The 12,649-nt window shown below is 68.9% G+C and carries 11 protein-coding genes and 1 pseudogene; 8 read left to right on the top strand and 4 right to left on the bottom strand.

The genetic code is table 11. From position 1 onward, the window contains the following. Positions 1 to 48: 48 nt before the first annotated feature. From FM110_RS00675 to FM110_RS00665, 3 genes are read right to left on the bottom strand one after another with little or no spacing between them, the layout of a single operon-like run. Positions 49 to 348, bottom strand: a complete 300-nt coding sequence (locus FM110_RS00675; protein ID WP_234991810.1) for an ABC transporter permease family protein — start codon at positions 346 to 348, stop codon at positions 49 to 51. A 1-nt stretch (position 349) separates the two neighbouring features. Then, on the bottom strand, positions 350 to 1,309 hold the full coding sequence (locus FM110_RS00670; RefSeq protein WP_234991809.1) for a carbohydrate ABC transporter permease: 960 nt from the start codon (positions 1,307 to 1,309) through the stop codon (positions 350 to 352). Beyond that, on the bottom strand, positions 1,309 to 2,619 hold the full coding sequence (locus FM110_RS00665; RefSeq protein ID WP_087101697.1) for an extracellular solute-binding protein: 1,311 nt from the start codon (positions 2,617 to 2,619) through the stop codon (positions 1,309 to 1,311). Before FM110_RS00665 ends, FM110_RS00670 begins: the two co-directional genes overlap by 1 nt. Positions 2,620 to 2,850: 231 nt before the next feature. Here FM110_RS00665 and FM110_RS00660 point away from each other — a divergent pair, with 231 nt between their 5' ends. The 4 genes from FM110_RS00660 (at position 2,851) to FM110_RS00645 (ending at position 8,044) form a co-directional block, all read left to right on the top strand. Next, a complete protein-coding gene (locus FM110_RS00660; protein ID WP_234991808.1) occupies positions 2,851 to 3,891 on the top strand; it encodes a LacI family DNA-binding transcriptional regulator in 1,041 nt (346 codons plus the stop codon). Between the two features lie 280 nt (positions 3,892 to 4,171). Then, on the top strand, positions 4,172 to 6,478 hold the full coding sequence (locus tag FM110_RS00655) for a glycoside hydrolase family 3 N-terminal domain-containing protein (RefSeq protein ID WP_087101695.1): 2,307 nt from the start codon (positions 4,172 to 4,174) through the stop codon (positions 6,476 to 6,478). 57 nt (positions 6,479 to 6,535) lie between these two features. After that, complete coding sequence (locus tag FM110_RS00650) at positions 6,536 to 7,249, top strand: DUF3800 domain-containing protein (RefSeq protein WP_087101694.1); 714 nt, start codon at positions 6,536 to 6,538, stop codon at positions 7,247 to 7,249. Positions 7,250 to 7,504: 255 nt separating this feature from the next. Then, the gene (locus FM110_RS00645) at positions 7,505 to 8,044 is read left to right on the top strand and encodes a hypothetical protein (RefSeq protein ID WP_234991807.1); all 540 of its coding nucleotides are present in this window, start codon (positions 7,505 to 7,507) and stop codon (positions 8,042 to 8,044) included. Between the two features lie 36 nt (positions 8,045 to 8,080). On the opposite strand, the gene FM110_RS00640 is transcribed toward FM110_RS00645, so the two are convergent. After that, positions 8,081 to 8,800: a winged helix-turn-helix transcriptional regulator gene (locus FM110_RS00640; protein ID WP_087101699.1), complete on the bottom strand. Its 720-nt coding sequence runs from the start codon at positions 8,798 to 8,800 to the stop codon at positions 8,081 to 8,083. Positions 8,801 to 9,185: 385 nt separating this feature from the next. Between FM110_RS00640 and FM110_RS00635 the strand changes: the two genes are divergently transcribed. From FM110_RS00635 to FM110_RS00620, 4 genes and pseudogenes are all read left to right on the top strand, one after another. Then, entirely contained in the window at positions 9,186 to 10,574 is a 1,389-nt protein-coding gene (locus tag FM110_RS00635) for an IS1380 family transposase (protein ID WP_087101698.1), read from the top strand. A gap of 309 nt (positions 10,575 to 10,883) precedes the next feature. Further along, positions 10,884 to 11,216, top strand: coding sequence for a TfoX/Sxy family protein (locus tag FM110_RS00630; protein WP_087101690.1), 333 nt, complete (start codon positions 10,884 to 10,886; stop codon positions 11,214 to 11,216). A 76-nt stretch (positions 11,217 to 11,292) separates the two neighbouring features. After that, a pseudogene (locus FM110_RS00625) lies at positions 11,293 to 12,156 on the top strand (IS481 family transposase); the annotation flags it as partial. Between the two features lie 147 nt (positions 12,157 to 12,303). After that, positions 12,304 to 12,609, top strand: a complete 306-nt coding sequence (locus FM110_RS00620; RefSeq protein ID WP_087101688.1) for a transposase — start codon at positions 12,304 to 12,306, stop codon at positions 12,607 to 12,609. Positions 12,610 to 12,649: the final 40 nt, after the last annotated feature.

Here is a 12,649-nt window from a genome sequence, read left to right as displayed (position 1 = left end):
CACCGCCGCCGAGGAGATCCGCCGCGCCACCACCGGCACGAACCTCCGCTAACCTAGCCCCGCGACCCGGGGAAGTTCACCGAGCAACTCTGGGGAAAACCGATGAGCGCCATCAACGAGGGTGACGATCGTCGAGTTCAGGAAGTACCGCAGGAAGTCGTTCTCGAGCACGTCCCGGAACGGCTGGAGCGTGAACTCGGTGGGCAGCGACAGCGGATTGGACGTGAAGTAGTCCTCGCGGGGCCGGACGCTCGTGACGATCGCGTAGTAGATCGGCACGAGGATTACGATCAGCCAGGCGAAGCCCAGGATCCCGCCGAGGACGTTGGGTGTCTCGCGCTTGCGCATGTCAGGCGCCCTCCATCTGGCTCTCCATGCTGTCCGCACCGGACAGGCGGTTCAGGGCGAGCGACACGGTCAGGCCGACGACCACGAGGATCACGGCGATCACGCTGGCCTGGCCCATCTGGTTGGACCGGAAGCCCGAGAGGTACATGTCCAGCGGCAGGATCCGCGTCGCATTGCCGGGGCCGCCCGCCGTCAGGATGAACACGAGGTCGAAGTACGTCAGGGAGCCGACGATCATCAGGGTCGAGCTCGTGACGATCGTGTACTTGAGCTGGGGCAGGGTGATCGCGAAGAACTGGCGGATCCGCCCCGCGCCGTCGAGCGTCGCCGCCTCGTACATCGTCGCCGGGATCTGCCGCACGCCCGCCTGGTACAGCAGGGAGTGGAACGGCACGAACGACCAGGAGATGACGAGGACGACCGTCCAGAACGCGAGCTTCGGATCGCCCAGGAAGTTCTGCTGCAGGAAGGGGATCTGCAGGGCGCGGCCCACGCCGAAGTTCGGGTCCAGCAGCGCCTTGAAGACGATGCCGATCGCGGCGGCGGAGAACAGCAGCGGCAGGAAGTAGAGCACCGAGAGCAGCTCGCGGTACTTCTGGTGGCCTGCCATGAACGTGCCCAGCAACAGGCTCAGCGGGAACTGCACCAGATAGGTGACGATCGTCAGCAGGAACGTCAGCTTGATGGCGTTCCAGGTGACGGGGTCGGAGAGCACCGCCGTCCAGGCGTCGAGTCCGGCGAAGGACGGCGTCCCCAGGCCGTCCCACTCGGTGAAGGACAGGACGACCACACCGATCAGCGGGACGACGGCGAAGACGCCGAAGAAGGCGAGGGCGGGCAGGAGCAGCAGGTCGCTGGGGCCTGCCGCCCGGCGCCGCCCCGAGCTCCTCGCGGAGCGTCGGTCCGGCGCCGCAGCGGCGGGCGCCTGCTGCTCGTCGCGGTGGGCGGCGGTGCTCATCATCACTTGATGGTGGCGTTCATGGCCGTCACGAAGCCCGCCGGGTCCAGCTGGCCCAGGAACACCTGCGAGAGCGAGTCCAGCAGCTGCTGGGACTGCGAGGACTCGAGCGCCTGGTCCCAGGAGAGCTGGAAGTGCGGGGCGTTCTGGACCATCGTGTACGCGCTGGTCAGGTAGTCGGCGTCGTCCGAGGCCGCGAGCTCGTCCTCCACCCCCGTGTTCGAGGGGATGACGCCGGCGGCGACGAGGTCGGCGACCATCGTGTCGTCCAGGTTGTAGTCGTTGAGGTACTCGATGGCCTTGGTCTGCACCGCCTCGTCGGCCTTGGCGGAGACGGACCAGTAGTTGTTCGGGTTGCCCACGATGTTGGCGGGGTCCCCGGTGCCGCCGTCGACGGTCGGGAAGGTGAGGTAGCCGAGCTTCCCGCCGGAGACGAAGTCGGGCGCGTCCTGCTTGAACGTGCCGTAGTTCCAGGAGCCCTGGAGCAGCATCGCGGCCTTGCCGGTGTGGACGAGGGCGCAGTCCGCGCCGGAGTCCGCGGTGACCGAGCCGAAGCCGTCGCCGAACGCGCCGGCGTCCACGAGTTCGACGATCTTCTCGAGCGAGGACGTGATCGCGGGGTCGGACCAGGCGTCCTTCTCGTTCGCCTCGATCTTCTGGAACACGCCCTCGCCGCCGATGCGGTCGGCCAGGTACTCGATCCACATGAGCTCGGGCCAGACGCTCGATCCCGCGAGAGCGATCGGGATGATGCCCGCGCCCTTGAAGGTCTCGACAGCGGCCATGAGCTCGGTCCACGTGGTGGGCGGGGTGACCTTGTTCTGCTCGAAGAGGTCCTTGTTGTAGTACAGGAACACCGGCTGGGTGTCGTTGTTCGGGACCCCGTACTGCTTCCCGTCGACGGCGGCGACCTGCATGATCGACTCGATCGTGCGGCCGGCGATGCCGTCGACCTTGCCGGTGAGGTCGATGATATCGCCGTTGGCGGCGTAGTCCTTCATGGTGCCGCCGCCCCAGGTGAGGATCAGGGTGGGGGCGTTGCCGGCGCCGACGGCCGTGCGGATCTTCTCCTTGTAGGCGTCGTTGGCGAAGGACTGGGTCGTGAACTTGTCGTCCGGGTTCTTCTCGTTCCAGCGGTCGAAGGAGTCCTGGAAGACCTTCTCCTTCGCACCGGTGAGGATCCACGCGGACAGCTCGCTCGAGCTGCCGGCGCCGCCGGGCTTCTTGCCGCCGCCGCAGGCCGTCATCATCGTCATGGCCGGGATCGACAGGCCGATGCCTGCGAGAACTCCGCGCCGGGTCACATGCGCCATTGCTGCACTCCCTGTTCCTGGGGGTCGGCCTTGATGCCGGCCCGCACAACGCCGAAAAGTTTCGATGCGTTTGTTCGTGCTCCGAAGATAGACTGAGCGGTCTGAGGGGTCAAGGGCGGAGCGCGGATCGGTGGACGATCGCGTCGTGTGGGGGAATCGTCGCGCGGCCTTCGCCGTCGACGCCGGTACTGTCGGGGAGCGGCCCGTGCGGGCCGGGATCAGGAGGTCGTCGTGGGTGCAGGCGTCACGCTGCGCGATGTGGCCGAGCGGGCCGGCGTCTCCCTCGCCACCGCCTCGAAGGTGATGAACGAGCGCGCGGACGTGCGCTCGGAGACCCGTGACGCGGTGCGGCGCGCCGCCCGCGACCTGGGCTACGCCCATCGGCGTCGCGCGGGCGCGGCCGGGAACTCGCTGCTCATCGTCTTCGACACGCTCTCGAGCCCGTACTCGCTGCAGATCCTCCAGGGCGCCGTGGCCGCGGCGCGGCGCATGGGCGTCGACCTCGCGGTGAGCTCCCTCGAGGACCAGCCGGTGGGCGAGCAGGGCCTGCTGTCGCGACGCTGGTTCCGGGAGGCCTCCGAGCGCGGTCACCGCGCGGTGATCGCCGTGACGGTGCCGCTGACGCAGCGCGAGGTCCGCATCGCGCGCGCCTGCTCGATGCCCCTGCTCGTCGTCGACCCCGCGGCCCCGGACTCCACGCTCGTGGGCCGCGACGGGCCCGTCCGCTGCTCCGCCACGAACTGGGCTGGCGGGCGCTCGGCCGCCCAGCACCTGCTGGAGCTCGGGCATCGGCGGATCGGCATGCTCGTGGGCCCTGAGGCATCGGCCCCGGGGCGCGAGCGGGCAGACGGCTGCCGCAGCGCGCTCCAGCAGGCCGGCGCCCCTCTCGACGAGGACCTCGTCGACGGCGGGGCCTTCGACTTCGAGGCCGGTCGCGAGGCGGCCCTGCGCCTGCTCGAGAGGGAGGATCGCCCGACGGCGCTGTTCGCCGCCTCGGACACCCTGGCGCTCGGCGCCCTGCGCGCCGCCCACGAGCTGGGGATCCGCGTGCCCGAGCAGCTCAGCATCGTCGGCTTCGACGACACGCTGGCCTCGCAGTGGACGAGCCCGAAGCTCACCGTCGTGCATCAGCCGCTCGAGGCGATGGGGCAGGTCGCCGTCGAGCGCGCGATCGCCCTGGCCGCCGATCCGGGGAGCTTCGCCCACCCGTTCCAGCTCGAGACCCACCTGGTGGTGCGGGAGTCGACGGGGCCGGCCCCCGCCGACGCCTGAGCCCCGTCCGTCCGCCCTGCCGACGCCTGAGCTCTGCCGCCGACCGGTGCGGATGCGCGGTGCCGCGGTGCGTCGCGCCGGGGCGCCGGGGGCTCCCGCCGGCGGGCGCTCCCGCCCTGATGCAGGGCGTCGACCCGGCCTGGGTCGCCCGGGTCCTGCTTCTCCTCCTTGACCCCGCGCGGCCGCCCGGTCTACGGTGCGCTCACCGCCGAAATGCGGCGAAAGTTTCGGAACCGCCGGTCAGAGACGACCGCGACGGCTACCTCGTCGAAAGAGCGCCATGAGCACCCCCTGGACCGACCCCGCCCGACCCGCCGACGAGCGCGCGAGGGCACTGCTCGCCGAGCTCACCCTCGAGGAGAAGGCCGGACAGCTCGGCAGCTACTGGCTGCGCCCGGAGACCGACGGCGAGGAGGGCTTCGCGCCGATGCAGTCGAGCTTCGACGAGGGGCGCGACACCTTCGACGCCCTCGCCGCCCACGGGCTCGGGCACATCACCCGCGCCTTCGGCTCCGGCACCCTCACCCCGGCCGAGGGCGTCGAGCATCTGCGGACCCTCCAGAAGGGCGTGCTGTCCCACTCCCGCCTGGGCATCCCCGCGATCGCCCACGAGGAGTGCCTGACCGGCTTCATGGCCGCCGGCGCCACCACCTATCCGGCCGCGATCGCCTGGGGCGCCTCCTTCAGCCCAGAGCTGGTGCGCGAGATGGCTCGCCGCATCGGGCGCGACATGCGGGCCGTCGGCACCCACCTGGGTCTCTCGCCCGTCCTCGACATCGTGCGCGACTACCGCTGGGGCCGCATCGAGGAGACGATGGGCGAGGATCCCTACCTCACCGGCGTCCTCGCGACGGAGTATGTCTCCGGCCTGCAGGAATCGCGCGTCGTCGCAACCCTCAAGCACTTCGCCGGCCATGCCGCCTCCCGTGCGGGCCGCAACCACGCGCCCGTCTCCATCGGCCCCCGCGAGTTCCGCGACATCGACCTCATCCCCTTCGAGATGGCGATCAAGCTCGGGAAGGTCGGAGCGGTCATGAACTCCTACGCCGACGTCGACGGCGTCCCGCCGGCGAGCGACCGCTGGCTGCTGACCGACCTCCTGCGCGGCGACTGGGGCTTCACCGGCACCGTCGTCTCCGACTACTGGGCCGTCAACTTCCTGGAGTCGATGCACGGCGTCGCCGCGGACACGAAGGACGCGGCGATCCAGTCGCTGCGCGCCGGGATGGACGTGGAGCTGCCGGAGACCAACTGCTTCACGACGCTGGTCGACGCGGTGCGCGAGGGCGCGCTCGACGAGGCCGACCTCGACGTCGCCGTCGAGCGCGTGCTGCGCCAGAAGATCGAGCTCGGCCTGCTGGACGAGGGCTTCGATCCGACCGCCGACGGCGAGGCGATCGACCTCGACCCGCAGGACAACCGCGGCCTCGCGCGGGAGCTCGCCGAGGCGTCGATCGTGCTGCTCGCGAACGACGGCACGCTGCCGCTCGCCACCCCGGCGTCCGTGGCGGTCATCGGCCCCAACGCCGTCGAGGCGCGCTCCCACCTGGGCTGCTATTCCTTCACCAATCACGTGCTCGCCCGCCTCGAGGGCGGGGACCTGTCCGTGCCGGTCCCCACGATCGCCGAGTCCCTGGCCGCCGAGTGGCCCGATGCGCGGATCGCCGTCGAGCGCGGCGTGGACGTCCTGGACCCCGATGTCTCCGGCATCGAGGCCGCGGTCGCCGCCGCCCGCGCGGCCGAGACCGCGATCGTGGTCGTCGGCGACCGCGCGGGCCTGTTCGGCACCGGCACCTCCGGCGAGGGCTGCGACGTCGTCGACCTCTCCCTGCCCGGCAGGCAGGCCGACCTCGTCGAGGCCGTGCTCGAGACCGGCACCCCCGTCGTCCTCGTGCTCGTCACCGGGCGCCCCTACGCGCTCGGGGCGTTCGCGGACCGCTGCGCCGCGATCGTGCAGGCGTTCATGCCCGGCGAGGAGGGCGGTCCCGCCGTCGCCGGCGTCCTGTCCGGGCGCGTGAACCCGTCGGGCCACCTGCCCATCGGCATCCCTGGTCACGTGGGCGGGCAGCCCGGCACCTACCTGTCGCCTCGCCTGGCCTGGGAGTCCGAGGGCGTCTCCAACCTGGACCCGCGCCCGCTGTTCCCCTTCGGGCACGGCCTGTCGTACTCGTCGTTCGAGCTGGCCGATCTCGCACTCTCCGCCCAGGAGGTCGCGCCCGACGGCGAGGTCGAGATCAGCGCGAGGATCACCAACACCTCGGACCGCGACGGGACCCAGCTGGTCCAGCTGTACCTGTCCGATCCCGTCGCCTCCGTGGTGCGTCCGCTCAAGCGCCTGGTCGGCTTCGCCCGCGTGGACCTCGCGGCCGGGGCGTCGAAGCGGGTGACGTTCCGCCTCCACGCCGACCGCACCGCCTTCACCGGGCGCGACCTGCGGCGCATCGTCGAGCCGGGTGAGTTCGTGGTGCGCGTGGGCCTGTCCAGCGAGGACGCCCCGCTCACGGCGTCGTTCACGATCACCGGCGACGTCCGCGAGGCGGGGGAGGACCGCGTGCTGACGACGCCCGTGGAGGTGGTGGAGGTCTGACGGGGCGGCTGTGGATGGGCATCCCTGCTCGTCAGGGCTCGTGGCTAGGTTGATGCCATGCCGCCTCGCACGCTCGATCGCCTCGTCTACGTCGACGACTCGGGAGACCCGCGAACGGGCCTCGCTGTCTACGGGTGGATCGAGTTCGCGCCGGACCGTTGGCATGACGTTCTCGGCGGATGGCTCGAGCACCGGAAGCAGCTCTGGAGGAAGTACGGCATCCCCGTGTCCAAGGAGCTGCACATGACCGAGTATGTCCAGGGCCGCGGCAGGCTCACCGAGAGGCACCTGCCGGAGTTCACGGGAGACGGCGGCGCGACGCTCCACAAGAAGGACCTCGGGCGCGCCATCGCGCGTGAGGGGCTTGAGGTGATGGCATCGCTCGAAGGCATGCGCGTCGGAGCGGTGTATCGAACGGCTGCACGGGCGAGCGGCGCCGCAGCGAAAGCCGCGCTCTATGCGGCCCTGCTCGAGCGGTTCGAGCGCGAGCTGCACGACAGCGATTCCCTGGCGTTGGTCTTCATGGACGGCGATGGGACTGACAAGACGTACCGGGATGCGCATCGGCGGCTCCCCCGGGCATCCCGCCGCATCATCGAGGACCCGGTCTACACCGATTCGAAGACATCACAGCTGGTTCAGATGGCTGATCACGTCGCATGGTGCGTCTTCACGGCGATCGCGCAGGCCCCCGGGCACGAGTTCGCCCACCGGTGGTATGAGCAGCACCTCGCGGTGCGAGATCGGTATCGTCGTCCGCAGGCTCTCTGACCCGGACACAGCGAGACCTCCCGGTTCCACACGTGTGGGGGAGGTCTGCGCCCCTGACGCTAGCCGATGGCGGCGGGGGCTGTCCAGTGCCATCGGACGCGTTCGTGCATCGTTCATCGGGCAGGACTGCGCGACGGGAAGCCGGGGTGCAGAAGGCCTCGCGTGTGCCGGGCGGCCTGCCGCAGAGGGCGCGGTGATGCGGGGGCCCCTCGCCGTCAGGGACCCTCCCGTCGCGGCAGGGCGTAGCGTCGACGCATGACCGACCAGCCCGACGAGCCCGATCAGCCTGAACGCTCCGCTGTCCCAGCCGCCCCCGGCTGCTCGACCGCACCCGGTTGCTCGGCTGTGCCCGACGCGTCCGCTGTGCCGGCCGAGGGCGCCGTCGTCTTCGACCACCTCCGTGCCGAGGACGGCGAGCACGTCGGCTACCTCGAGATCGCCGACGACGGCGGCTTCATCCCCTATGACCTGCTGCGTCGGCGTCGCGGCGACGCGATGGAGCTCGACGAGGCCGAGGCCGTGCTCGACGAGATCGGTCTGCGGATGCTCGCCGAGGACTGGCTGCTGCGGGAGGACGCCCCCGAAGCGGTGGGGGAGGGTCCTGCCCGTGCGGGAGAACCCGCCCCGGACGCCCCGACCTGGACGCGGGTGCGGATCCGCGAGATCGGGCGCGACCGCGTGGTGGTCGGCCGCGCGATGGGGAGCACGTCGGCGCACGTCGCCAAGACCATCGACCTGGCCGGCTCGATCGAGGTGCCCCTCCCGACGGATCGGCTGCGGCCGGCGGACGGCTGATCCGCGGATCGCCGGCCCGCGGATCGTTGCGCTGGCCTAGGTGTACTGACCGGGGACGTTAGTCGACGCTTGCGGCGCTGGTAGAACTCGCGTCAGGGCCGCGGCATCGCCGGTGACATCCACGCCCTGCGCGATAGCGGCGGGCAGAGGCATTGCGCCTTGTAGGAGGGCAACCAGTACCGGCCCGGGGCCTGTAACACCCGCCAGGGGGCTGACATCGCGCTGGCAAGGGTCCACCGTGATGGTCCCGTCGGCGGCGGTGAGGTCGAAGCCGTCGTCGAAGGTGCCGAACCGGATCACGATCGGTGGCTCGTCCGGTCTGTGATCCGCGAGGAGGAAGCGTGCCGGTTGGCTGAGCCAGTGCATCTGGAAGATCGCATCACTCGGCGCGTCTGGAACCGTCGGTGCACCCCACTTCAGAAGCTCGCGCAGCACTCCGTCCAGGGCCCGGCCACGCTCGGTAAGCCGATACGTTGGCGTGCCCGGGGTTCCTGGGGCGGGCTCGCGGGCGACGACACCGTTGGTCTCGAGGTCCCGCAGACGCTGGGTGAGCAGGTTCGTCGCGATGCCAGGCAGGCCGCGCTGGACTTCGCCAAAGCGCAATGCGCCCCCGATCAGCAGCTCACGCACGATCAGGAGAGTCCACCGGTCACCGACGACATCCAGGGCGCGAGCGATCGAGCAGAGCTGTCCGTAGGACTTCACCTGAACCCCCTTGACTTTATCAAGTGCCTGCTTGAAAGTATCAAGCACCATTCTCACACCAAGGAGAGCCATGCCCGCCACCCTGTCTTCTGCCTCACCTCAGACCCTCAAGGACTACTACCGGATCCTCGAGTCCGGCATCGACAGTTACCAGGATGGGGCTGACCTGCGGCCTCTGCTGGGTGACCACCTCGACTTCACGGGCTCCCTCGCTGGACACCTCCCCGACGCCACCGATGGCTTCCTGGGCGGGGTTGCCGGTTTCATTGCGACGGTCAAGCAGATCGAGATCATCCACGACGTGCACGGCCCTAACCTCGGGCTTTCATCGTTGAGGTGTCCGAGGGGTGGCCGTAGACGCGGAAAGGTGCTCCTGACCTGGAAGAATAGGGCTTGCTTAGGGTCCAATTCTCCAAGTCGAAGGAGCACCTTCAGGGTGAACACTACCGGGTTGTATCCGCGGGTGCAGGTTGATGTCGCACCGAGTGCGGCGGTGGGGCAGGCGGGTGGGGTGCTGCTGACCGAGACGGTCCGCGCCACCGGCCTGGACCGGGCCCTGTCGCAAGCGCTGGGACCGTGGCGGCGCCCGTTGGCGCAGCATGATCCAGGCAAGATCCTGCTCGACCTCGCGCTGACACTGGCTGTGGGCGGGGACTGCCTGGCCGACGTCGCCGCGGTGCGGGCCGAGCCGGACGTCTACGGTCAGGTGGCCTCGGATCCCACGATCTCTCGCCTGCTCGCGCTCCTGGCCAGCGATGTCGATGCTGCCGAACGCGCGATCAACACCGCCCGGCGCCGCGCCCGCGAGGCGGCGTGGGCTCGGGCCGGCAGCCATGCCCCGAGCCATCACGTCACCGCGAAGAACCCGCTGGTCATCGATCTCGACGCCACCCTCGTGACAGCTCATAGCGAGAAGGAGAACGCACGAGCGACGTTCAAGAAGGGATTCGGGTTCCATCCCCTGCTGGCCTTCGCCGACCACGGCAAAGGCAGTGGTGGGGAGATGCTGACCTGCCTGCTCCGGCCCGGGAACGCGGGCTCCAACACGGCTGCTGACCACAAGACCGTGATCAGACAGGCGCTGGTCCAAGTAGGGCTGGGGCCCAGGCCGGGGAAGAAGGTGCTGATCCGGATCGACGGTGCCGGCTCCACCAAGAAAACCATCGAGGAGCTGGTCAAACGCCGGGTCTCGTACTCGGTGGGATTCACGTTGCCCGCCAACACCCCGGAGGTCTATCGGATCATCCCCGAACATGTCTGGGAGCCGGCCTATAACCCCGACGGCACCCCACGAGAAGGGGCGGACGTGGCCGAGCTGACCGGACTGCTGGACCTCAAGGACTGGCCTGAGGAGATGCGGGTCATCGTCCGCCGCGAGCGACCGCACCCCGGGGCGCAGCTGCGGTTCGAGGACGTCGACGGTTACCGGCTGACCGCCTTCGCGACCAACACCACCCGAGGGCAGCTGGCTGACCTCGAGGTCCGTCACCGCCGCCGGGCGCGATGCGAGGACCGGATCCGGGCCGCGAAAGACGCTGGCTTACGGAACCTGCCGCTGAAATCCTTCGCCCAGAACCGGATCTGGTGCCAGATCATCGCTCTGGCCAGCGAAATCACTGCCTGGATGGGCCTGCTCGCGCTTCCCGACTCCTCGGCACGGCGGTGGGAACCCAAACGCCAGCGACTGCGTCTGTTCCAGACCGCCGCAACCTTCGCTCGCCATGCCCGGCAGCGGGTCCTGCATCTCTCGGACCGGTCACGCTGGGCCGGGATCATCCAGGCAGGCTACGACCGCCTCACCCAGCTTCCCGCCCCGGCCGGATAGCTCCCGGCCCCGTCGCTGACTGCACTCCCCAAGGACCCTGGCACCGGAACGCCCGGCCACCGCGATCGACACGCGGCGACCCGTCACACCCTCATGCCACAATCAGCTCGCGCACACCGGCAACGACGCCGGACACCGCCGCTCAGCAGCACCATGAAAGATCGAGGCTAACGGCTCCGCCGTGCTCTACACGGCGACCATGCCCGGCGGTCCCATGACCTTCGCGGAGTTCTTCACCTTCGACGGCGGACGCATCGCGTCCTTGAACCTTCACTACAGCGGCCCCGAGTACATCGAGAAGGGTGGACGATGACAGCACAGAAGGACCTGGTCGAGCGAGTTCGTAACGCGCTAAGAGCTCGCAACCCTCGTGAGGTGTCGATGTTCGGGGGAGTGTCGTTCATGGTCGAGGACCGGATGGTCGTCGCCGCTCGTCGGGAAGGGACACTCCTGCTACGCATCGACCCCACTGACGCGGAAGACCTACTCGCCCGCCCTGGTGCTCACCCTGCGCTCATGGGCGCAGACCGCCCCATGGGCGACGGCTGGATCTGCGTCGAGCAGGCCGCACTCCAGGGACCTGGGCTCGAGTCCTGGCTCGAGCCAGCACTCACCTTCCATGCAGCGCAAGGCGCCGAGTAGAGATCTCTACTCCAACTCCATCATCCGGTGGCCGGTCGCAAACGCGGCCGGCCACCGATCTATCTCAGGAGGCACTTTGAGTCATCGCAATGCCGCGCTGACCCCACGTCATCGTCTACGAGTCGCACGCCTCGTCATCGAGGAAGGATGGCCGATCAGCGAAGTCGCTGCCCGCTTCCAGGTGTTCTGGCCGACCGTTAAGCGGTGGGTCGACCGCTACCTTGCTGGCGAGCCGATGCAGGACCGGTCGTCACGGCCGAAGTCTTCGCCGAACAAGACGAGCAAGAAGACGACAAAACGGTGCGTGAGCCTACGAATGCGCCTGAGGGAAGGGCCTGTTCAACTCGCAGCCCGACTCGGCATCGCCCCGGCCACGGTCCACCGCATCCTTACGACCGCGCGCATGAATCGACTTTCCTACGTCGACCGTGTTACCGGCGAGCCGATCCGCCGATACGAACACGACCACCCTGGCTCGCTCGTGCACGTGGACGTCAAGAAGCTCGGGAACATCCCCGACGGTGGGGGCTGGCGATACGTCGGGCGACGTCAAGGATCGAGGAATCGTGCCGTCACTCCCGGCAAGCCGAAGAACAAGTGGCGCAACCCCAAGCTCGGGTATGCGTTCGTGCACACCATCATCGATGACCACTCGCGCGTCGCCTACACCGAGGTTCACAACGACGAATCCGCTGTCACCGCCGTCGGAGTCCTGCATCGAGCGGTCGAGTGGTTCGCCGACCGAGGGGTCGCTATTGAGCGCATCTTGTCCGATAACGGTGGTGCTTACCGTTCTCACCTGTGGCGAGACACGTGCGAGGCTCTATCGATCACTCCGAAGCGAACGCGGCCATACCGCCCACAGACCAACGGCAAGGTCGAGCGATTCCACCGCACCATGGCCGACGGCTGGGCGTATGCGCGCTGCTACACGAGCGAGAACGGGGCCTGACCCTTGTTCGTGGACACGCTGATTCCAGCATTGGCTGGGGAAGCGAGATCATGAACCATGGCCAGAAAGAACTACTCCGAGGAGTGAAGCGCCCTGGGTTTCGTTCCGACCTACTTCCTCAAGGAGGATCGGATCATGCCCCAGAAGTACACCCCCGAGTTCAAGGCAAGAGCCCTGAAGCTCATCGAAGAACGCGTCCGCGCCGAGCAGTGCTCCGCCTGGGTCGCCTGCACCGCCGTCGGCGAAGCCCTCGGCGGGATCTCCCCACACACCCTGCGGAACTGGTGGAAGCAAGATCGCGTCGATCACGGTGAAGCCCCAGGGCTCAGCACCGCTGAAGCCGAGGAGATCAAGAAGCTGCGCCGGGAGAACCTCGAGCTGCGCCGCGCGAACGAGATCCTGCGCAAAGCCTCAGCTTTTTTCGCATCAGTACCAGACTGAAGGCGTCCCGGCGGGGCTGGCTCCTTTTTTCGCTGCCCTC

It is taken from the genome of Brachybacterium nesterenkovii (genome assembly GCF_900163655.1).
GTDB lineage: Bacteria > Actinomycetota > Actinomycetes > Actinomycetales > Dermabacteraceae > Brachybacterium > Brachybacterium nesterenkovii.
This window is presented reverse-complemented; position numbering and strand designations above follow the sequence as displayed.

Bases quoted from the DNA above. Each gene is read 5' to 3' on its own strand.
- FM110_RS00675 (WP_234991810.1), bottom strand. From the start codon at position 348: ATGCGCAAGCGCGAGACACCCAACGTCCTCGGCGGGATCCTGGGCTTC.
- FM110_RS00670 (WP_234991809.1), bottom strand. From the start codon at position 1,309: ATGATGAGCACCGCCGCCCACCGCGACGAGCAGCAGGCGCCCGCCGCT.
- FM110_RS00665 (WP_087101697.1), bottom strand. From the start codon at position 2,619: ATGGCGCATGTGACCCGGCGCGGAGTTCTCGCAGGCATCGGCCTGTCG.
- FM110_RS00655 (WP_087101695.1), top strand. From the start codon at position 4,172: ATGAGCACCCCCTGGACCGACCCCGCCCGACCCGCCGACGAGCGCGCG.
- FM110_RS00650 (WP_087101694.1), top strand. From the start codon at position 6,536: ATGCCGCCTCGCACGCTCGATCGCCTCGTCTACGTCGACGACTCGGGA.
- FM110_RS00645 (WP_234991807.1), top strand. From the start codon at position 7,505: ATGACCGACCAGCCCGACGAGCCCGATCAGCCTGAACGCTCCGCTGTC.
- FM110_RS00640 (WP_087101699.1), bottom strand. From the start codon at position 8,800: ATGGTGCTTGATACTTTCAAGCAGGCACTTGATAAAGTCAAGGGGGTT.
- FM110_RS00630 (WP_087101690.1), top strand. From the start codon at position 10,884: ATGACAGCACAGAAGGACCTGGTCGAGCGAGTTCGTAACGCGCTAAGA.
- FM110_RS00620 (WP_087101688.1), top strand. From the start codon at position 12,304: ATGCCCCAGAAGTACACCCCCGAGTTCAAGGCAAGAGCCCTGAAGCTC.